Raw genomic sequence first — 20,927 nt, 5'->3', positions numbered from 1 at the left:
TTGCTGCAAAATAGCGCCTTGCAGCTGCTGCGAAATGCCATGTGACCTGCGATTTTACTCTCGGGTTCACTCATCATCCCTGGAGGGATCGCAACCTATCTGGCTCCCCGGTTCAATCTGGAGAAAAAGGTCGTTCACTCATCATCCCTGGAGGGATCGCAACGCCGGAATCCGCAGCGTGCGTGCGGCGGTGTGCGGTTCACTCATCATCCCTGGAGGGATCGCAACGCTCCGCCCCCTGCCCGCAACCGGCAGATGCGGTGTTCACTCATCATCCCTGGAGGGATCGCAACGAGCCCAGCGACAGCGGCGGTGCCGCGGGCCCGGTTCACTCATCATCCCTGGAGGGATCGCAACCTGATCCAGCCGCAGGGGCACAGGGCCTGGTATCGCCAGGTTCACTCATCATCCCTGGAGGGATCGCAACAGGACGTGTGGTCCGCCGCGCATCCAATATCGCCTGTTCACTCATCATCCCTGGAGGGATCGCAACGCAGCGAGGGCACCATGGTGGGGACATTCGACCGGGTTCACTCATCATCCCTGGAGGGATCGCAACGCATGGGCGTGGAGGGAGTGGCCCCAGTCCACGTTCACTCATCATCCCTGGAGGGATCGCAACATAGCAGCGTGCTCCGGAACGGCTCCGCGTGCGCGTGTTCACTCATCATCCCTGGAGGGATCGCAACCGAGCTACGTGCAGCGGCGGTACGAGGGTGACCCGTTCACTCATCATCCCTGGAGGGATCGCAACCGCGTTCGTTTCTGGGCACCCGACCCGCTACCCGGTTCACTCATCATCCCTGGAGGGATCGCAACCTGGGGAAGATCGCCAAATGCCACCCGAAGACGGCGGTTCACTCATCATCCCTGGAGGGATCACAACAGATACCACCACCGCTCCCGGCCAGGGAACGAACTAGCTTAACGCGTCACGAGGTGAGGCAGGCGTAGCCCAGGCAGAGAAACCGCACAGTCACGGGGATGCACCCACAGCGACAAGGGCCTCGCCTTCCTCCGAAGGGACGTTGCCCTCACCGCGTTCCTCAGCCCGATGGTGGCGTTCGAGCGCGCCTGCCTTCCCGCGTTGCTTGACCATACGCCCCCACCGCTCACGGCGATCGAACGCCCACGCGATCTCCTTACCCGAGGGAAGCGTGCCATCAGCACGCTGGTGCTGTAGCGCCCAGTTCCACGCCCGGCACTGGACCAACGGCGGGTCGGGGTCGCCGCGCGTATTCTGCCCGGCAGGAGTGGCCCTCGGCGTCGGGGCGTCTCCCACGACGCGCAGATGGCGCTGTCCCCAGTGATCCGCGTTCCTTTGCGGCTCATCCATCGTGATTGTCGACCGTGTTTCCCTGACCGTTGCGGCGTCACTGCCCTCGCCTGGCGTACTGCTGGCGTGCGCCGGGCGAACGATAGAAGCACTCGCCCGGAACTGGCGCATCAACAGCTCATAGGAACCGATCAGCGCGAATGCGGGCCAGGCGTGGATGACGCGCGACCACATGGTGGGGTCGGCCACAGCGACATTAGCCGCGAGCGAGGCCAGACTGCCCAGGACCAACAGGGTCCAGGGCAACAGTCCACCACGCCGTCCTTGACGAGCGTCGGACAACAACGCCATGGAGGCCGCGACGACGATGCCGTCGACGGACAGGGGGAACAGGGCCGCGCGCCAGGCGGGTTCGCCGTGGCGCAGCGCAAGCTCGTACATGTGCGAGTAGGAGACCACCGCGGCGATCATCGCCAACAGCAGCACCGCAGCGATGGTGATCCAGCGGCTCCAGCGGGAGGTGTCCATCACTGATCACCCCCACCAACGGAGTCCTCAGTATCGGAGACGGACTCACCTGTCCGTTTCCCCTGCACCGGGCCGGCGGGCAGGTCGATGACCGGACCTTCGATGAGCGGGGCGGGGTTCGTATTCCGGGAACGTGGCTCCACCACAAAACCCCAGGTCAGACCGCATTCAACCGGTTCTCTGGCCTGGGGTTTCGTTGTGTGTGTGCTCCATGTGTGCTCATCAGTCTGGAGCTAGTCGCCGTCGCAGGTCAGACCCTTCTCTTACGGCTGCGATCCAGCGGCAACAGGGCCGCGGTTGCCTCAGCGGCCTGGTGGGCGACCTCGGGGAACACGTGCTGGTAGGTGTCCTGGGTGAAGCCGGTAGTGGCATGGCCCAGTTCGGTGGACACAACCGTGACATCGACTCCGGCAGCCAGACTCAGAGAGGCGGCCCCGTGGCGTAGGTCGTGCAGCCGGATCGGGGGCAATCCCGCCTGCTGGGCCAGACGGTGGAACAACGCACTCACCCAGGCGGGATACAGAGGCGCTCCCGCAGAGTGGGTGAACACGAACCCACTGTCGTTCCATGCCTGGCCCACCTGCAGACGTTCGGCAGTCTGAGCGGCGCGCCAGTGCGTGAGCACTGTCGTGGTTTCCGTGTCAAGGGTGATGGTGCGCTGCCCGGCGCTGCTTTTCGGAGTGGTGGACACCGTGTCCCATCCCAGCTGCACCGTTTGGGAGCAGATATCGATGGCCTGATCGTTCAGGCGGGTGTGCTGCCAGACCAGACCGACCGCCCACCGCGACGTAGGGGGTTCTCCCGGATGGAGGCCTTCGCCGGTGACCGGGCACCCACCACGAGAGGCTGAGCGCGCTCATCGGCTAGGTCCTGTTTAAGAAGTCCGGCTTGTCCTGCTTCTCCGGCATGTCGGGGCTGCGCATGAGCGAGGTCTCCGGTAGATGGGACAACGACCAAGCAGCCCATCTACACGGAGACCTCGGTGGCCAGGGTATCGATCGGAGGACGCAACGATCTCACCGACAAGCAGTGGCGCGTGCTCGAACCGCTGCTGCCCGCCAGGAGCGGACGCGGAAAGCCGCCCATATGGAGCCGCCGCCAACTGCTGGACGGCATCCGCTGGCGCACCCGCATCGGCGCGCCCTGGCGCGACGTGCCCGAACGCTACGGCCACTGGCAATCGGTCTACCACCTGCTGCGGACCTGGCAGCGCGCCGGGATCTGGACACTGATCGCGGCGAAACTGCGGGCCTGGGCCGATACGGCCGGGCTCATCGACTGGCGGGTCTCGGTCGACTCCACGACGTGCCGGGCCCACCCCCACGCCGCCGGCGCCCGCCGCACCCCCTACGACCAGGTCGAACCGCCCGGGGACGAACCCCGCGACCACGCACTGGGACGCTCGCGCGGCGGGTGGGGCACCAAGCTCCACCTCGCCGGAGAGCAGGGCCGCAAACCCCTGGCGGTGGTGGTGGGCGCCGGCCACCGCGGCGACAGCCCGCAGTTCGCGCGAGTGCTGGAGCGCATCCGCGTGGCCCGCCCGGGGCCAGGGCGCCCGCGCACCCGGCCCGACCGCGTGCTGGCCGACAAGGCCTACTCCTCCCGGAGCAATCGCGCCTACCTACGGCGCAGGAAGATCCCCGCGACCATCGCCGAGCCCGCCGACCAGCGGGCCCACCGCAAAGCCCGGGGGTCGGCGGGCGGCCGGCCGCCCGCTTTCGATGCCCGGGCCTATCGGGACCGCCATGCGGTGGAGTGCGGCGTAGGGCTGCTCAAGCAATTCCGCGCGGTGGCCACGCGCTACGACAAGCTCGCCCTGCGCTACGAGGCCACGGTCCACATCGCCGTGATCGACATCTGGCTACGCGACCTCGCAACAACACCTTCTTAAACACGGCCTAGGCGCTGGCCGATCCAACGGTCGAAGCCACCTGATTCTCGGAGCTCTGTGGGCTGCGGCGGAGTCGGTGTCATCATGACGAGCTCTTGCTGGTCTCTGATGGTGGTAGCACGCGCACGCTTCTCCGCGTATTCCTTGTCTTTTCCCTTTCGTTTCCCTTCCGCAACACCACTAGTGGTGGTGCTGGCCACCGGCCCACAGCACCCCGGCGGGGAGAGCCGAACCCGACAGTGACCCACACGAGGCACCCACCGCGGGGACACACCACCACCCCGCCCCCTGGACACCCGGGACAAACCCTCGGTTATTCCCGTGGCCGGAGCTGAACACACCCCGGACTCCCGCGGGATAACCCTAGTGCTGGTCATCGTCCTACGCCGTTCCAGACCACCGCGATACCCCCGCCCGTGGCCAGACACCCCGACCACGGCCACCCCAACCACGAACGGCACGGGGGGTGGGTGCGGAACAGAAGACCGTATGTTTGAGTGCTTCCTGAACCGAAACTGAGAACACTCTGAGAGATCCCGTGAGCCGCAGGGGTTCTCACCCCCCGTCCCAGGAGGCGCCCCACCCCTCTTCTCTTCGTGTGCCGCCGGCCCATGTGCGATCCCACCACCATCCACGGTGCTCGCGTTGCAGCCCCCGGGCGGTGGTGTCTCGCACCGCACCGCCGGCACGCCGTTGCCCTCGTGCTTGTCGCACCACACGTGTGGTGCGACAACTCCCCCACGCGCGACCAGGTGAGGACAGACATGCCCGCACCCGCACACCCGCGAGGGTGGCTCGCTTCGATCGCGGTGGCCACCGCCGCCGTCACGACCGCAGCGCTGCTGCACACCCCCGCCCACGCCGAACAGAACAGCAGCCCCGACACCCAGGACGTGCCGTCCGGCGATTCCTGGCAGCCCGACGAGGAGGTCGACCGGGACCCCTCGGGTGGCGAGCCGCCCGAGGAGGACTGGAAGCAACCCCACGAACGCGAGGCCGACCAGCAGGACGGCCTGTCAGCCCAGGACACCGACATCGACGCCGAGGATTCCTGTGATGATGGCACCAACCGCGGCGTCCAGGACCACTACCCCCTCCAGCGCCACCAGATCAGCGACCGCCTGGAACTGGACGTCAACCTGGAGAACGGCAACACCGTCCTGCGCCACCGCGAGCTGACCATCCCCGGCACCGGCATCGACCTGTCGCTGTCCAGCGTCTACAACAGCCAGGACCTGGGCACCAACGGGTGGAAGCTCAACACCGGCACCGACGTGGGCCTGGACTTCATCACCGACTCCGACGACGTCGTCTTCCGCGGACCCTCCGGGTTCTGCGAGACCTTCACCGACCAGGGCGACGGGACATTCGCGTCTCCGGAGGACATGGAAGCCGACCTGGAGGAATTGGACAACGGCCGCTACGCCCTGACCTTCCACCAGGGCCCCTACGCCGACCAGATGTGGACCTTCACCGCCGACGGGTGGCTATATGCCCAAAGCGACCACAACGGCAACACCACCACCCTCAACTACGACGACGACGGCCTGATCACCTCCATCACCGATGACCAGGACCGCGTCACCGAACTCGACTGGCACCAGAACCGCATCGGACTCACCGAGATCACCGACCCCACCGGAGCCACCGCCGCCGACTACTCCTACAACGCCGACGGGCAACTCACCGAAATCACCGACCGCGCCGGCAACGACATCACCTTCGCCTACGACGACAACAACCACCTGTCCGAGATCACCAACGCCCGCGGCCACACCTGGAACCTCGACCACGACACCGCGGGCCAACTCACCGAGCTGGACCAGCCGGTCACCGGAGACGAACGCGCCGTGACCACCTACGACCACGGCGAGGCCGAAACCGAGGTCACCGACCCGCGCGGCAACACCTCCACCCACACCTTCGACGAGCAGGGCCGCCAGGAAGAGGCCACCGACCCCGAGGGCAACACCCGCTCGACCACCTGGACCGCCGCGGCCTCGGTGGCCGCCGCCACCGACCCCGCCGGAGCCTCCACCACCTACGACTACGACGACCTCAACAACATGGTCGGCACCCAGCTGCCCTCCGGCGCCGAATACCAGATCGGATACGCCGATTCGGCCAACCCGCACAAACCCACCTCCATCACCGCTCCCGAGGAGGAGGTGGAGCTGGACTACGACGACCGCGGCAACCTCACCCAGATCCGCCGCCCCGGCGCCGAGGAGCCCGAACAGAGTCTGGAGTACAACAACAACGGCACCCTGGCCTCCCAAACCAACGGCCAAGGCGCCAAAACCGAGTTCTCCTACGACGAGGACGGCAACCTCACCGAAATCGACCAACCCGACCCGCTGGGCACCACCAGCTTCACCTACGACGCCCTGTCCCGGGTCACCAGCGTCACCGACGGCAACGGCACCACCCTCGAGTACGCCTACGACAAGCTCGACCGCGTGGTCGAGATCGTCCACGACGGCGACATCCGGCAATCCACCGAATACAACCCCAACGGCGACGTCACCGCCACCCACACCCCCCAGGCCACCGTGGCCCACGCCTACAACAAACGCGGCGAGGTCGCCAACACCGGCCGCGACGACGGCCAGGACCACGAGTCCTACGACTACACCTACGACCAGGCCGGCAACCTCACCTCGCTGAGTGAACACGGCGCCACCACCGACTACGCCTACGACACCGCCAACCGGCTGACCACCGTCACCGACGACTCCGGCGGCGAGACCACCATCGGCTACGACGAGGCCGGCAACCGCGACGAGATCACCTTCCCCGACGGGGCCACCCAGAGCCTGGACCACAACGAGGCCGGGCTCCTCACCGAGTCGGTGATGGCCAACGCCGACGGTGACACCCTGGCCGAGGCCGCCTACTCCTACACCGACGACGACGGCCAGGACACCACCAAGCTGCAGTCGCGCACCGTCAACGGCCAGAGCCGCGAGTTCACCTACGACGAGCGCGGCCGCCTGACCAGCGACGGCCACACCGACTACACCTACGACGAGGCCGACAACCTCACCTCCGCCGGCGACACCGACTATCAGGTCAACAAGGCCGACCAGGTCACCGAGGTCGATGACACCGAGCTGGGCTACGACCAAGCCGGCAACCTCACCGAGGCCGGCCAGACCGACATCGACTACAGCCCCACCGGCCAAATGGTCGACAAGGACGCCGGCAACTCCGCGTCGGACCTGCAGGTCAGCTACGACACCGCCGACTCCACCCAGCGCCGCACCATCACCCAAGGATCCGGCGACAACCAGACCGAACACACCCTGACCAACACCGCCCTGGGCATCTCCAGCATCGAACAGGACGACGGCGACCGCACCCGGTATGTGCGCGACCCTGAGGGCCGCATGCTCGGCATGATCACCGGCGGCCAGCGCTACAACGCCGCCACCGACGCCCAGAACTCCACCCTCGCCCTGGCCGAGGACGGAACCGAGTCAACCGATCCGGACGTGGCCTACGACTACACCCCCTACGGGGACGCCGAAGCGGATACGGCCGGAGACGGCGATCAGGCGGCCGGAGCCAACCCGTTCACCTATATCGGGTCCTATGAGTTCGACAACGGCGACAAGGCGATGGGGCATCGCTACATGTCGCACTTCACCGAGCGCTTCACCCAGCAGGACCCCTCCTGGCAAGAAAACAACCTCTACACCTACGCCGCCGGCGATCCGATAAACAATATGGATCCAAGTGGTCTCTATTCGTACAATAACTTTACGAACGATATTGGCGTTATCGGAAGTTCTACTGGTGCTGGGACCGGACTGGGGGCAACAGTCGGCTGCACAGTCGGTCTTGCAGGGGTTGTAACTGTCGGCGCTGGTTGCGGAGTAGGTTCCGGAATAGGAGCCTCTTTTGGATTCGCTGTGGGAGTCGGAGCGGTTCTGGGCCATCGTTTCGGGTAGAGAAAGGTATCTGATTGGGCAATACACTGATCTATGCGGAAACAAAAATTTGGAAAATTTTTTCGCGAACAGTCGTTGTGGTAGGGGTTGTTTTCGCCGGAGTCGCAGCGACGGGTGAGATGTGGTGGACCTCTTTCGCTTTCCTTGCTCCTTTAGTTCCGGTGTTGTCCATAGAGGTCACCCATCGCGCAAGAGGCGGAAAAAGAAAGCAAGCGAGAGAGTTAAGCGAGGGCGAGCGACACACTCTCAAAAAAATCGTTATCATTGTCGCATTGCTTTCCGTGCTTGGGCTCGCGATCGGTTTTATAATCGGAGGCCAATTATCCTGATCCTATAGCGATTGCCTACTGGATTGAACCTTGATCCTATCCAAGGTAATAAATAACGAGCGGTAACAAACAAGCATCCGAAAGAGCAATGGACTATCCGGATAAAAACTTATTCAAGCTTCCTTGAGATGGCGATCTGACAGTTTTACAAGTATCCTTTACTCCTCCCAATTTACCCAACAAGATCCCTCACGCCAAGAAAACAACAAATACACCTACGCAGAATGCGCCCCCATCAACAACATGGACCCCAGCGGACTGTGCTGGACAACTATCGGAACAGCTGTCTCGGTCGGCACGGGAGCCGGATCCCTGGTTGGAGGGATCGCAGGAATCGGCCTGTATGGGTTGGATTTTTCCTTGGGGCTCATGGGGCATGGTGTATGGTGCTGCTTACGGGTTCGTTGCAGGAGTTGGCGTATGCGCTTATAGGACGTTCTGGTGAGAAAAAGAATATTTGATGAACAAATAAGCATCAGGGTTTCTTGTGATCCGGAAGCGTTTGTACACGAAGCCTCTGAAGCCTTGAAGAATCAAGGGTGGAGAATTGAGAAACTCGAAAAATATAGCCTCTCGGCATGCTATGGATCGCGGTTTATTTTTCGGATGTTCGGCCTATTTTTCTCGGTAGGCAGAAGGAATATTCCCGCCATTCTGGACGTCGCCATCAAAGATGGTGACTCAAAGACTGTCGCGCTGAGATTTAGGAGCGATGAAGGATGGTACGTGGCCGCGCATCCTTTGGCGCATGAAATTTACGAAAAAGATTTTCGCTCCACGGTAGAAATCGTAAGCAGAAACGCGAACGCGAGCACTTGACATTCCTGCGCTCCAAATACTCAATTCACACGAAAAACCGACTCCTAGACCGGGACCTCGCATACGGGAAAGAGTATCCAATAAGGTAGAATATATACGCCGGGCCCTGATTAGGTAATCAGGTCGCGAAAGCAGTTAACAATCCCCGGGTGCATCGAGGGCCTTCGTCACGTGGTTCGGCCGAAAGGACCTCGATGCGCTGCGGGGTCAGCCTGGGCAAGCATCGAACAGGACGACGGGGAGCGCACCCGGTATGTGCGTGATCCGGACGGGCGGATGCTGGGCATGATCACCGGCGGGCAGCGCTACAACGCCGCCACCGACGCCCAGAACTCCACCCTCGCCCTGGCCGAGGACGGAACCGAGTCAACCGATCCGGACGTGGCCTACGACTACACCCCCTACGGCCAAACCGAAGCGACCACGGCCGGCAGTGGCGACCAAGCGGCCCAGACCAACCCCTTCACCTACACCGGCGCCTACGAACTCGACAACGGCGACAAAGCCCTCGGCCACCGCTCTCCCAACGCACCCACCGCTTCACCCAACAGGACCCCTCCTGGCAAGAAAACAACCTCTACACCTACGCCGAATGCGACCCCATCAACAACATGGACCCCACGGGGCTGTGTGCGGGCAGTATGTTCTCGCTAGCGTGGGGTCTGGCTAACGTGGGGGCATGGATCTGGTGGGGTGGCCCCGCAGGATTCATTGGAGCAACCGTGGTCTTCGGCCTGGCTGCAGGGAGCGCAATTATCGGTGCTGTCCAAGTGGGTATAAACTGCTCGCCCTACCGAAGCTGAATATTCGTGTCGGTGGCCCAGCGACGGGGCCACTCTACTTACTCTTTTGAGTGTAAATATGGCAAACGAATCACAGAAAAAGCCGTTCCCAGCTTGGCCATTTATAGCAATCTCCTCTTGTCTTATGATATCATTTGTTATCCATGAGAAGATTACGAGCAATCAGGTTCCAGCACTTCTGATGGCCCTTTTATTTTTTCTGGTTGTCACCTGTTTCTTTTGTTACGCTATTTACCGCAAAAAACATTAGATGGCAAGCCAAGATGAGAGCTAAGTGAAAATATAATAATGGCGGTCAGTATTTGCTTGCACTGGGACCATGCTATTTGACCACGGAGACAAGTTGGTAGTGTGTCAGTATCTTTCGCGCCTCACCGAGCTTTTCGCCCGGCAGGGCCCGTCCTGGCAGGAAGACAACCTGTACTCCTACGCCGAATGCGACCCCATCAACAACACCGACCCGAGTGGGCTGGTCACATGCGGGCGAGCGGTTTTCAACGCAGGTATGTCACACCTCATGTTCTCAGGAATGGCACTCACGACTGTTGCGGCTTATGGGGCAACCGCAGCGTCAGGAGGCGCAGCTGCTGTCGGAGCGGTTGGCGCTACAATCGGTCTTGCTGGAACGTTCGGGTTCCATATGGGAAACCTTTATACTATCGGTCAAAGATGCCCGATATTTGTGAACTAGGAATCCATTCATGGAAAATCAAAACCAGAAGAACGTGCCAAATTTACAAATATTCATCATCGGAATATCACTATTTACTGTAGGATTGATAGGGACATTGTTGGCTCCATTGTTTTTCGGATGAGATGTTATCAGCGACTTTATTTTCGAGAACCGTGAACGCCAGCGCGGCTTTGACGATACCGCCGACCACCCGAATTCCACCCTCGCCCTGGCCGAGGACGGAACCGAGTCAAGCGATCCGGACGTGGCCTACGACTACACCCCCTACGGGGACGCCGAAGCGGACACGGCCGGAGACGGCGATCAGGCGGCCGGAGCCAACCCGTTCACCTATATCGGGTCCTATGAGTTCGACAACGGCGACAAGGCGATGGGGCACCGGTACATGTCGCACTTCACCGACCGCTTCACCCAGCAGGACCCCTCCCGGCAGGAGGACAACCTCTACACCTACGCCGAATGCGACCCCATCAACAAGAGCGACCCAAACGGGTTGCTAACTTCTTGCCAGTGGTCAGCAATTGGGTTCGGAGTCACCACAGTAATTGGAATTGCTGGCATCGCGGCTACACTCGGAACCGCGGGAGCCGCCGCTGGCCCAAGCGCTGCAACACTGGGCTGGAGTCTTGGACTCTATAAAGCCGGACAGGGATACGCAATGTTTGATGTAGTCCGCAACTGCTACTAGCAACAGTGATCCAGTGAAGAGTTTTGGTTAACGGTGCGGACTGACGAGAGAGTTCGTTGACCACCCTATCGTCAGTCCGCTTACGTGTACAAATTCTCTCATTTAGAGAAACAATTACACACAAACCATCCAGTTGTGAAGCGATAAATCTCAATGCCAGATAAAAGTCTTTATGCGGGATCCTCTTTAGGGGTTCTTTCGATTTCCGTTGCAGCCTCAATTCCAACAATAAGAGGGTTTGCGAATGAGGAAATTTTTGTAAAGATATATCCAACGATATCTTTTTTTGTTTTTTGATCTCTATAATAATTTCCGCTTTCTTGGGATATCTTTTTTTAAGAAAAAGGTGAATTCGTCTCAGCGTAGCGGTATCACCCAAGGAAGCGGTGACAACGCCGCCACCCAGACCCTGACCAACACCGCCCTGGGCATCTCCAGCATCGAACAGGACGACGGGGAGCGCACCCGGTATGTGCGTGATCCGGACGGGCGGATGCTGGGCATGATCACCGGCGGGCAGCGCTACAACGCCGCCACCGACGCCCAGAACTCCACCCTCGCCCTGGCCGAGGACGGAACCGAGTCAACCGATCCGGACGTGGCCTACGACTACACCCCCTACGGCCAAACCGAGACGGCCACGGCCGGCAGCGGCGACCAAGCGGCCCAGACCAACCCCTTCACCTACACCGGCGCCTACGAACTCGACAACGGCGACAAAGCCCTCGGCCACCGCTTCGCCCACTTCTGGCAGAAACTCCAACCCAACCAGAAGACGCACTGACAGATTCACCTTGCGTCAAGGTCCTTGCCTTCGACGAGTTCGTTCGCGTCGGATGCCCTAGAAAGACTGCTGCACCGCGCGACACGTCCGGTATGGACCACGACCACCCGCGCGTACGCCCGGACGTGGAACACCGGCCTATCACTGATGGGCCGGTAGGGAGTCAAGAGGCGGATACCGTTTCGGCCAGCAGCGCTTCCCGGTTGGCGAGGATGAACTCTTTCAACGCGGCTGGCTTCAGGTCGATCGAATCCAGCTCCTTACCCCGCAGCTCTACCCGGTCCAGCTCGTAGCCGCCTCGTGCGGGATCGCTGAACTCTGCCCCGCTGCGGGTGGATTCGTCCAGTGTCGACAGCCGAGCCACGAAGAAGTGCTGCACAGCCACCCCAACCTCCGAGGGCGTGCTGACGAGGAAGACCTGCGAGGTCCCGGCCGCTGTCGCCCCCAATTCTTCAGCAAGTTCGCGGTGCAGGGCTGCCTCAACCGACGTATCGGTTTCCTCGACACTGCCGCCGGGAGTGGTCCAGTACGGTGCCTGTTCTGGCTTGGTCCGTTTAATCAGCACCAAACGCCCGTGAGGATCAATCAGGATCGCCCGTGCCGCGCGCTTTCCCACCGCCACGGTCAAATGTTCTGTCATGGCTGGCCAGCCTACAGCGATACCCGACTACATGACGGCACATCCCACGAGGCCATCAACAACCGGGCCCCTATTTTCCGAACAAGAAACCTATTAGGGCACTTATGACAGAAAATTTACTCCGTACCATCGGCTCTTGCCCTTATGAACACCACCCCTGACCTGTGTGCTCCATGTGTGCTCGGTGGTTACGGACACTGACAGCATGAAGCAACACCGAACAGCAGAAAACGGCATATGCGCTGGGATGATTTAACACCAGTTGACACGCATCACCCCCGGACACTCCCTACTGAGTTTTCTTTTAATCCGCGGGTTCAGGGTTCGATCCCCTGGTGGCCCACCTTGTTTCCGCAGGTCGGTGGACTGTAAGGCCGGTGGGGCGGTCGCTGCGGAGGCGGATGTCGCTCCGCGGGTGCTCTTGTGTCGGCGCCGTGTCATTTGCGCAGGTCATCGGCTATCCTGGCGCCTGTCGAGTGCCCGAGAATCCACGACTTCTCCAGTCCCGTTGGAGCAACGCGGAGCACCCGGCACCCTCCGGCACGCCCGTCCCGCACCCAACAGCCAGGGCGCCCGGCCGGTTGCCTCCCCCGCGGCTCAGCCACGCGCTGACCTCCCCTCCCCCACCAGCGGAGTCGATCCGACCCGCCTCGCCCACCAACTGGCAGGCAGACGCGGCAAGGCCGCACAGCACTATGCAGGGGGCAGGAACCCATCCGACGCGAGGATGCGGGGCTAGTGTTCTGCGCCTGAAATTCGTTTCAGAAGTGTAGGCTTCGGGGATGGCGAAGACGGGGCGGCCGAAGAAGGCCGAGTTGACGGTGACCGAGGCCGACCGCCGGGAGCTGGTGCGCGGAGCGCGGGCGGCGACCTCGACCCAGGCCTACGCGCTGCGCTGCCGGATCGTCCTGGCGTGCGCGGAGCCCGGTGCGTTCAACAAGGACGTGGCCGCCGAGGAGCGACTTCCCTGAGGATGAGTCCATGCGTATCAGCCACGAGGCGATCTATCAGTCCCTGTTCATCGAGGGACGCGGCGCGCTCAAGCGGGGCCTGGTCGCGTGCCTGCGCACCGGCCGTGCGCTGCGCGTGCCCAGAGCGCGGGCACGCAACAAGCCGCAAGGCCACGTCACCACCGACGTCGTGATTTCAGAGCGGCCCGCCGAGGCGTGGGACCGGGCGGTTGCCGGGCACTGGGAGGGAGACCTGATCATCGGGACCGAGCGATCGGCACGGTCGTGGAACGCAGCAGTCGTTCCACGTTGCTTGTGCATCTGCCCCGTCTGGAGGGCTGGGGAGAGGGACCGCCGGTGAAGAGCGGCCCCGCGCTGGGCGGTTACGGCGCCGTCGCGATGAAAGCCGCGCTGACAGCGTCGATGGCCCGGTTGCCCGAGCAGCTGCGCAAGACCCTCACCTGGGACCGCGGCAAGGAACTCTCCGATCATGCCCGGTTCGCGCTTGATACCGGCACGAGGGTGTTCTTCGCCGACCCGCATTCGCCGTGGCAGCGGCCGACGAACGAGAACACGAACGGGCTGCTGCGCCAGTACTTCCCGAAGGGCACGGACCTTTCCCGGTGGTCGGCCGAGGACCTCGAAGCTGTCGCTCTGGCGATCAACAACCGTCCCCGCAAGGTCCTGGGCTGGCGGACTCCGGCCGAGGTTTTCGGGGAGCGGTTACGCTTGCTCGAACAGGCCGGTGTTGCATCGACCGGTTGAACCCACCCAGTACCGCGCCGTGCGCTACACCGAACGCCTCGAACAGGCCGAGGCCGTGGCCTCCGTCGGTTCCCGGGGCGACTCCTACGACAACGCCTTGGCCGAAGCGTTCAACAGCTTGTTCAAGGCCGAACTGATCCGCAACAAGGGACCCTGGAGGGGTATCGACGACGTCGAGACCGCCGTCGCCGAGTACATCGACTGGTTCAACCAGCGGCGCCTCCACGGAGAGCTCGGCCACCTCCCACCGGCCGAGTTCGAGGCACTGCACGCAACGTCCGCCGCCTCACAAGCACCCCTGAAAACCAGCTAACCCACTCTCCACAGAACTCGGGGCTTGACAGTTCGCCATGCAATGCAGCTATCGCGATGGAAACCTGGCCCGCGACAGCGACTACTGGATCGTTGGCGATTCCTCCTATACGATGCTCGACCTCTCCGGGGAGCACCCGGACGGGGACCGGGAGAGGCGGGAAGGGGAACTCGACTCCTCTGGCTGCCATGGCTTCAGCGTTGAGAAGATCTCGGATGAAGCGCAGCCGCCTCCCGTGTGACGGGCGGGGCGGTTAACCTTGGGAACCGCCCCGCCCCCGGCGGCTCAGGGCACGGCGCCCCTCACTCGCTCGCGAGTGCCCCGGTGATCGAGGCGCCCGCCGCCTTGCGGCCCGGCAGCACCGACGCCAGCAGGCCCGCGGCCACGGCGACACCGATGAACACCGCGATCTGCGCGACCGGCAGGGTGAACACCATGCTCTCCAAGGCCGTGGTCCCGGCCGCCCAACCGAACACGATGCCCAGCAGGATGCCCACGCCCGCGCCGATCAGGCACAGCACCACGGCCTCGATGCTCAGCATCCGCCGCAGCTGTCCTCGGGCCAGCCCGAGCGCCCGCAGCATCGCCGACTCGCGGGTGCGCTCCAGCACCGACAGCGCCATCGTGTTCGCGATGCCGAACACGGCGATGATGATCGCCAGGCCCAGCATGGCCGCGATGGCCAGGAAGGCGATGTTCAGCATGTCGTCGAACTGGGCCCTCATCTCTGCCATCGAGCTCACGCCCACCTTGGGGGCGTCGGCGACCGCGTCGTACACCGCGTCGCGCACCTGCTGCGCCGAGGCGTCCTCGGCCCCGTCCACCAGCACGCCGGCGGCGCCGTCCACGTCCGGGAAGGCCTTCTCGAAGTCCTGGGGGGCCAGGGTCACGCCCCTCATGCCCCCGCCGTCCTTCAGGACCGCGGCGATCTCGTACTCCTGCTCACCGTCCTCGGTGGCCAGCGGGAGGACGTCCCCGGCCTCGCGGCCGCCCGCGTACTCCTCCGACACGGCGACCTTGCCGGGGCCCATGTCGGCCAGCGACCCGGAGACGGCGTCGCTCTTGATGTCCTCGCCGAGCGTGGCGCCGATGTAGGAGCGGACGGCCAGGTCGCCCGAGGCGTCGTCGCTCTCGGTGGAGGTCCGCCGCCGCTCGACGACGGTGCCGATCGCGTCGGACTCCTCCAGCGCGTCCACCGCCGATTGCGGGACGACCGCGTCGGGATCGTCCAAGGACGCGCTGATCCGGTAGTCGGCAGGGAACTGCTCGGCCAGCCTTTCGTCCATCGTGGTCTTGAGCGAGGCGCTGACCACCGCGTAGCCGGTGATCAGCGTTGCCCCCACGGTCAGGGCGATCATCGCCGTCGCCGCCCGCTTCGGGCTGCGCCGCGAGTTGTCGGCGGCCAGCATGCTCGCCACCCCGATGCGCCGCATGGCCGGCGAGACGGCCGCGACGACCGCGCGCACCAGCAGCGGCGACAGGACCACGACGCCGACGAAGCAGACCAGCCCCGCCACCGTCGTCAGCACCATGCCGGTCGGGCCCGTGCTGTCGCCGTCGGTGGCCGCGAACACGATGCCGCCCGAGATGAGGAACAGCACGGCGCCGACCGTGATGCGCACCCAGCCGATGCCCTTCTCCAGGCCCTGCGCGGTGGCGCTGGTGCGCAGCGCCGCAAGCGGCGGTACGCGGGTGGCGCGCCAGGCCGGCAGCAGCGCTGCGCCGAGCGCCATCACGGTGCCCACGGTCATCCCGACGACGACCGGCAGGACGCCCACGACCAGCGGTTGCGAGGCGTCGGCGCCGAGCGCCTCGCCCCCGAAGGCGAATCCGGCCCAGCCGGCCCCCACACCGACGGCCACGCCCACCGCGGAGGCGACCAGGCCCACCACCAGCGCCTCGGTGAGCACGCTGAGGAACACCTGCCCGCGCGCCGAGCCCACGCACCGCAGGAGCGCCATCTCCCGCTGGCGCTGGGCCACCAGGATCGCGAAGGTGTTGTAGATGACGATCGCGGCGACGAGGACCGAGATCAGAGCGAACAGCATCAGGCCGACGGTGAGCACCTGCGTGTCGCCGCCCGCCTCCGCGGCGAGCCGGTCGCCGTAGGCGGCGCCGGTCTCCACGTGGGTGTCCGACCCAGTGACGCCCTCCACGGCGCGGACCACCTCGGCGTCGGTTACGCCCTCGGCGGCCCTCGCGTCGATCTCCGAGTACCCCTCGGCGCCGGTCATCTCCCGAGTGGTGTCCTCATCGAAGGCGACGACCCCCCGGTAGCTGAGTTCGCGGTCGACGCCGAAGTCGATCAGCCCGCTGACGGTGAACTCGTGCCGCTCGTCCTCGGAGTCGAGCACGGTGACGGTGTCGCCGACCCCGTACCCCGTGGCGTCGGCGCTGGTGGTGGCCAGGGCAGCCTCGCCGGAGCCCTCGGGCAGGCTCCCCTCCGCGGGCTGGAACCGGGTGTCGGGCCCCACACTCATGCCGATGGTGGGAACGGACCCCACGGCGCGCCCGTCCTTGTCGAGCAGCGGGGCGTCCCCGCGGGTCATGCCGCCGGCCGCGGCCACCTCGGGAAGGTCGCGGATCTGTTCCAGCGTGTCGGCGGGCAGCACGGGCGCCGGCGCCTCCGGGTCGGCGGGGGCGCCCTCGTCCCATGCCGGGATGGCGACGGCGGCGTACTCGTCGGCCGCCCCCAGCACCTTGGTGCTGTACCCCTCCTCGAGGGTGTCGCCGAACACCAGGGTCCCGGTGACGAACATGACGCCCAGGGCGATCGCCAGGGCGGTGGTGACCAGCCGCGCCTTGTGCATGCGCAGCCCGGCCAGGGTCGTGCGCAGCATCAGGACTCCAGCTTCAGCAGTCGGTCCGAGATGGTCTCGGCGGTGGGCGCGTGCACCTCGTCGACCAGCTGCCCGTCATGCAGGAAGATCACCCGGTCGGCGTAGGAGGCGGCCATCGGGTCGTGGGTCACCATCACGATGGTCTGGCCCATGTCGCGGGCGGAGTCGCGCAGGAAGGACAGTACGCCGGCGCCCGAGCGCGAGTCGAGGTTGCCGGTGGGCTCGTCGGCGTAGACCACCTCGGGGGCACCCAGTAGGGCCCGGGCGACCGCCACGCGCTGCTGCTGGCCACCGGAGAGCTTGGACGGCAGGTGGTCCAGCCGGTCGCGCAGGCCGACCACGTCGATCAGCCGCTCGAAGCGCTCCCGGTCCACCTTGCGCTTGGCGATCTGCGCCGGCAGCAGGATGTTCTGCTCGGCGGTGAGCATCGGCAGCAGGTTGAACGACTGGAAGATGAAGCCGATGCGCTCCCGGCGCAGCTGGGTGAGCTGCCGGTCGTTGAGCCGGGTGATGTCGGTGCGGTCCAGGTGCACGGTGCCGGAGCTGGCGGTGTCCAGCCCGGCCAGGCAGTGCATCAGGGTGGACTTGCCCGAGCCCGAGGGGCCCATGATGGCGGTGTAGTGGCCTCGGGCGAATTCGACGCTGACCCCGTCGAGCGCCCGGACGGCCGAGTCGTCGGCCCCGTACACCTTGGAGAGGCTCCGTGCCGTCACCACGGGGGGTGCCTGTGTGCTGTCGTCGGGTGCGGCCACCGCTGCGGTCTGGCTCACGTCTCGTTGCTCCTGCTGTCGTGGGTCTGGTGACTCCGGAGCGTTCGCGTACCGCGACCGGGCGTGCTCCGGTGCGGTACGGCTCCGAGGTCGGACGGTGTTCCGGTAACCGGCGGGTTCGCGGCCCAGGCACCGACCGTGACCACGCTAGGTGCGCCGGGGTGACCGGCGCATCGGCCGCGCCCCCCTCCTTTCGGCCATGGCCGAAAGGAGGGGGGCGCGGCCCGGTCCGGAGCCTTGGGCGGGGTCCCGGTACCGACTTTCGTCGGTACCGCCCGGCGGGGCGGCGGGGCGCCGGGGCCGCAGAGCGGCCGTGAAGGCGCCCGTGCGCTGGGCGCGCACCGCACCGACGTTCGTCGGCCCGCGGGAGGAACACCCTTCACCAGGGCGAACGGAGCCCGTCCCCGCTTGCCTAGACTCCGGGGTGTGTTCTATGGGGAAGGCGAGGAGCGGCGCCTGCGCGCCGCGTTCGGAGACGGACCGGTCCGGCTATGGAAGTGGTGGTGGGAGCGCCGCCACCGGCTCGCCGACTGGTTCCTGGCCGTGTGCGCCTTTCCCTGGAACGCGCTGTTCACCCTGGCGCCCGGCGGGGACCTGATCAGGGCCCTGACCGCACCCCTGCTCGCGGTGGACATGCCCTCCCCGCTCCAGTTCGCGGTCCTGGGCACCCAGGCCCTGGCTCTGGCCCTGGCCCTGGTTCTGCCCGTCGCGGTCTCGCTCACCCTCCTGGTGCGCCGGACCCGCCCGAACTGGCTGATGAGCACCGCCCTGGTGCTCCTGCTGTTCTTCGGCAACCCCGTGCCCTGCATGCTCGGCCTGTACTCCTACGCCTCCTGGTTCACCGACCGGCGGCGGCTCGCCCTGTGGAGCGCGCTGATGGTGGCGGCCGTCGCGGGCACCTCCCTGGTGTCGCAGAACGGCATCGCGGTGACCTTCCTCTTCCTCGTCATGGGCGTCGCCCTGCCGCTCACCCTGGGGCTGTGGGTGGGCACCCGCCGCCAGCTGATCGGCAACCTGCGCGAGCGCGCCGAGCGCCTGGAGCGCGAGCAGCACCTGCTGGCCGACCGGGCCATCAACGCCGAGCGCACCCGGATCGCCCGCGAGATGCACGACGTGGTGGCGCACCGGGTCAGCATGATGGTGCTGCGGGCCGGCGGACTGGAGGTGAACGCACCCGACGAGCGCACCGCCGAGGCGGCCGGACTAATCCGCACCACCGGGCGCAAGGCGCTGGGGGAGCTGCGGGAGATCCTGGGCGTGCTGCGCGAGTCGACCGACGGGCCGGGGGAGGCGCCCACCGCCCCCCAGCCGGTCCTGTCCGACCTGGCCCGGCTGGTGGGGGAGTGGCGCTCGGCCGGCATGGGCGTGGAGTTGGTCACCGGGGGCCGTCCCCGGCCGCTGCCCGCCCAGGCCGAGCGGACCGCCTTCCGGGTCGTGCAGGAGGCGCTGACCAACGCTGGCCGGCACGCGCCCGGGGCCGGGGTACAGGTCAGGGTCGACTACGGGGAGCGCGACCTGGAGGTGGCGGTGTCCAACGAACCGCGCCCGCCGCGCGCGCCGGGCGCGCCCGAGCCGCCGAGGGGCGGGGGGTACGGTCTGGCAGGGCTGCGCGAGCGGATCGTGCTTGCGGAGGGGACGCTGACCGCTGGGCCCTACCCGGACGGGGGCTGGCAGGTGCGGGCGGTGTTGCCGCTCACCGGGGACGGCTGAGGCCCACGCTCCCCCGGCCATGCGCTAGCGTCGCGCGTGGCAGGGGGAGCGCGCCAGAGCGCGGTGCCCGCGTGTGCAGGAAGTGACGGGGAAGGCGGCCGATGATCCGCACGGTGCTGGTCGACGACGAGCAGCTGGTCCGCTCGGGGCTGAAGATGATCCTGGAGGCGGCCGACGACATCGAGGTGCTCGGCGAGGCCTCGGACGGCGCCGAGGCCGTGCGCGGCGCCCGCGCGAGCGGGCCCGACGTCATGCTGCTGGACATCCGCATGCCCGGGGTGGACGGCCGATATCACCTACGTGCCCACCGAGCAGGGATGGCTCTACCTCGCGGTGGTCATGGACCTATTCTCGCGACGCATCGTGGGCTGGGCCATGGCCAGCCACATGCGCACCGATCCGGTCTGCGACGCCCTGGCCATGGCCGTAACTGCCCGCCGGCCCCGGACCGGGCTGATCCACCACTCGGACAAGGGCTCGCAATATACGAGTCTGGCCTTCGGCCACCGCTGCGAACAGGTCGGCATCCGCCCCTCCACCGGGCGCAGCGGCTCCTGCTTCGACAACGCCGTCACTGAGAGCTTCTTCGCCTCGCTGGAGACCGAACTGATCGACCGCACCACGTTCACCACCCGTGCCGACGCCGAACGCGAGGTGTTCTCCTACACCGAAGCAACTTCAGAAGTTCAATGTGTGGCCCATCGATTACAGGCTGGAGGTTCGCATGCTGCCCTGCTGGATCCGCAACAGGAACTGCACTGGGGTGCCGCAGACCTCCATGGAACGGCGGACCCTGGACGTTGCGGTGCGAGACACGTAGCGGCGTTCCAGGGGAGCCATAGCCAGGGTCCCGTTCACCCAGCGCGGCTCGCCCGACGCCATGATCACCCAGTACGCCTGACCCACTGGGCGATCGCTCTCCCGGTGAGCGCCGACCCGCGCGAGAAGCCGGACGAGAGAAGACCCGTTCCGGTACGGGCGCACCGTGTCAGGGGCACCGCAGGGTGAGGGGCGCACGCGGCGGAAGGACGTCGGTCTCACCTTCGCGTGCGCACCCCGAGCGTTCCCGGCCCGCATCTGTGTGCGTTGTGCGCGGCTATTCGTCGGTTCTTGCCAGTTGGCCGCGGTTCCATTGGTGGAGCAGCCCCGGAGGCGATCCCGCTCCATCACCGTA

Annotated in this window: 16 protein-coding genes, 3 pseudogenes and 1 CRISPR repeat array; of the genes and pseudogenes, 14 read left to right on the top strand and 5 right to left on the bottom strand. The window is 65.4% G+C overall.

What is annotated here, in order from left to right:
* Positions 1 to 64: 64 nt before the first annotated feature.
* Positions 65 to 886: direct repeats of the CRISPR family, unit length 31 nt; unit sequence GTTCACTCATCATCCCTGGAGGGATCGCAAC.
* A gap of 90 nt (positions 887 to 976) precedes the next feature.
* Positions 977 to 1,804 carry a DUF2637 domain-containing protein gene (locus FHX37_RS00650; protein ID WP_141921539.1) on the bottom strand — a complete coding sequence of 276 codons (828 nt, stop codon included), beginning with the start codon at positions 1,802 to 1,804 and terminating at the stop codon, positions 977 to 979.
* Positions 1,805 to 2,054: 250 nt separating this feature from the next.
* Positions 2,055 to 2,621: pseudogene (locus tag FHX37_RS00645) on the bottom strand (tyrosine-type recombinase/integrase); the annotation flags it as partial.
* 165 nt (positions 2,622 to 2,786) lie between these two features.
* Between FHX37_RS00645 and FHX37_RS00640 the strand changes: the two are divergent.
* The 7 genes from FHX37_RS00640 to FHX37_RS00610 all read left to right on the top strand — a co-directional run bounded on the left by FHX37_RS00640 (position 2,787) and on the right by FHX37_RS00610 (position 11,765).
* The gene (locus tag FHX37_RS00640) at positions 2,787 to 3,695 is read left to right on the top strand and encodes an IS5 family transposase (RefSeq protein ID WP_141921537.1); all 909 of its coding nucleotides are present in this window, start codon (positions 2,787 to 2,789) and stop codon (positions 3,693 to 3,695) included.
* Positions 3,696 to 4,459: 764 nt separating this feature from the next.
* Positions 4,460 to 7,648, top strand: a complete 3,189-nt coding sequence (locus tag FHX37_RS00635; protein WP_141921536.1) for an RHS repeat-associated core domain-containing protein — start codon at positions 4,460 to 4,462, stop codon at positions 7,646 to 7,648.
* 14 nt (positions 7,649 to 7,662) lie between these two features.
* Entirely contained in the window at positions 7,663 to 7,977 is a 315-nt protein-coding gene (locus FHX37_RS00630; RefSeq protein ID WP_141921535.1) for a hypothetical protein, read from the top strand.
* A gap of 441 nt (positions 7,978 to 8,418) precedes the next feature.
* On the top strand, positions 8,419 to 8,796 hold the full coding sequence (locus FHX37_RS00625) for a hypothetical protein (protein WP_141921534.1): 378 nt from the start codon (positions 8,419 to 8,421) through the stop codon (positions 8,794 to 8,796).
* 255 nt (positions 8,797 to 9,051) lie between these two features.
* On the top strand, positions 9,052 to 9,450 hold the full coding sequence (locus tag FHX37_RS00620; protein ID WP_141921533.1) for a hypothetical protein: 399 nt from the start codon (positions 9,052 to 9,054) through the stop codon (positions 9,448 to 9,450).
* A 1,087-nt stretch (positions 9,451 to 10,537) separates the two neighbouring features.
* On the top strand, positions 10,538 to 10,981 hold the full coding sequence (locus FHX37_RS00615; RefSeq protein ID WP_170181467.1) for an RHS repeat-associated core domain-containing protein: 444 nt from the start codon (positions 10,538 to 10,540) through the stop codon (positions 10,979 to 10,981).
* A gap of 346 nt (positions 10,982 to 11,327) precedes the next feature.
* Entirely contained in the window at positions 11,328 to 11,765 is a 438-nt protein-coding gene (locus FHX37_RS00610) for a hypothetical protein (RefSeq protein ID WP_141921531.1), read from the top strand.
* A gap of 163 nt (positions 11,766 to 11,928) precedes the next feature.
* Here the strand turns inward: FHX37_RS00610 and FHX37_RS00605 are convergent, their stop codons facing one another.
* Positions 11,929 to 12,405, bottom strand: coding sequence for an NUDIX domain-containing protein (locus FHX37_RS00605; protein WP_141921530.1), 477 nt, complete (start codon positions 12,403 to 12,405; stop codon positions 11,929 to 11,931).
* 782 nt (positions 12,406 to 13,187) lie between these two features.
* Between FHX37_RS00605 and FHX37_RS00600 the strand changes: the two genes are divergently transcribed.
* The 4 genes and pseudogenes from FHX37_RS00600 (at position 13,188) to FHX37_RS00585 (ending at position 14,674) form a co-directional block, all read left to right on the top strand.
* Positions 13,188 to 13,376 (top strand): hypothetical protein, encoded by a 189-nt coding sequence (locus FHX37_RS00600; RefSeq protein ID WP_141921529.1) that lies wholly within the window; start codon positions 13,188 to 13,190, stop codon positions 13,374 to 13,376.
* Positions 13,324 to 14,120, top strand: a pseudogene (locus FHX37_RS00595) (IS30 family transposase); the annotation flags it as partial. The gene FHX37_RS00600 and the pseudogene FHX37_RS00595, both read left to right, overlap by 53 nt.
* Entirely contained in the window at positions 14,104 to 14,433 is a 330-nt protein-coding gene (locus FHX37_RS22670; RefSeq protein WP_170181466.1) for an integrase core domain-containing protein, read from the top strand. The pseudogene FHX37_RS00595 and the gene FHX37_RS22670, both read left to right, overlap by 17 nt.
* Before the next feature lie 37 nt (positions 14,434 to 14,470).
* A complete protein-coding gene (locus FHX37_RS00585) occupies positions 14,471 to 14,674 on the top strand; it encodes a hypothetical protein (RefSeq protein WP_141921527.1) in 204 nt (67 codons plus the stop codon).
* 61 nt (positions 14,675 to 14,735) lie between these two features.
* Here FHX37_RS00585 and FHX37_RS00580 read toward each other — a convergent pair whose 3' ends face one another.
* Positions 14,736 to 17,273, bottom strand: a complete 2,538-nt coding sequence (locus FHX37_RS00580; RefSeq protein WP_141921526.1) for an ABC transporter permease — start codon at positions 17,271 to 17,273, stop codon at positions 14,736 to 14,738.
* Positions 17,273 to 18,043 carry an ABC transporter ATP-binding protein gene (locus FHX37_RS00575; RefSeq protein WP_141921525.1) on the bottom strand — a complete coding sequence of 257 codons (771 nt, stop codon included), beginning with the start codon at positions 18,041 to 18,043 and terminating at the stop codon, positions 17,273 to 17,275. The genes FHX37_RS00580 and FHX37_RS00575 overlap by 1 nt, the downstream gene beginning before the upstream one ends.
* 426 nt (positions 18,044 to 18,469) lie before the next feature.
* Between FHX37_RS00575 and FHX37_RS00570 the strand changes: the two genes are divergently transcribed.
* The 3 genes and pseudogenes from FHX37_RS00570 to FHX37_RS24025 all read left to right on the top strand — a co-directional run bounded on the left by FHX37_RS00570 (position 18,470) and on the right by FHX37_RS24025 (position 20,761).
* Positions 18,470 to 19,753, top strand: a complete 1,284-nt coding sequence (locus FHX37_RS00570; RefSeq protein ID WP_141921524.1) for a sensor histidine kinase — start codon at positions 18,470 to 18,472, stop codon at positions 19,751 to 19,753.
* 101 nt (positions 19,754 to 19,854) lie between these two features.
* Positions 19,855 to 20,040 (top strand): annotated as a pseudogene (locus FHX37_RS00565) (response regulator transcription factor); the annotation flags it as partial.
* Between the two features lie 13 nt (positions 20,041 to 20,053).
* Positions 20,054 to 20,761 (top strand): DDE-type integrase/transposase/recombinase, encoded by a 708-nt coding sequence (locus FHX37_RS24025; protein ID WP_170181465.1) that lies wholly within the window; start codon positions 20,054 to 20,056, stop codon positions 20,759 to 20,761.
* Positions 20,762 to 20,927: the final 166 nt, after the last annotated feature.

This window comes from Haloactinospora alba (assembly GCF_006717075.1).
GTDB lineage: Bacteria > Actinomycetota > Actinomycetes > Streptosporangiales > Streptosporangiaceae > Haloactinospora > Haloactinospora alba.
This window is presented reverse-complemented; position numbering and strand designations above follow the sequence as displayed.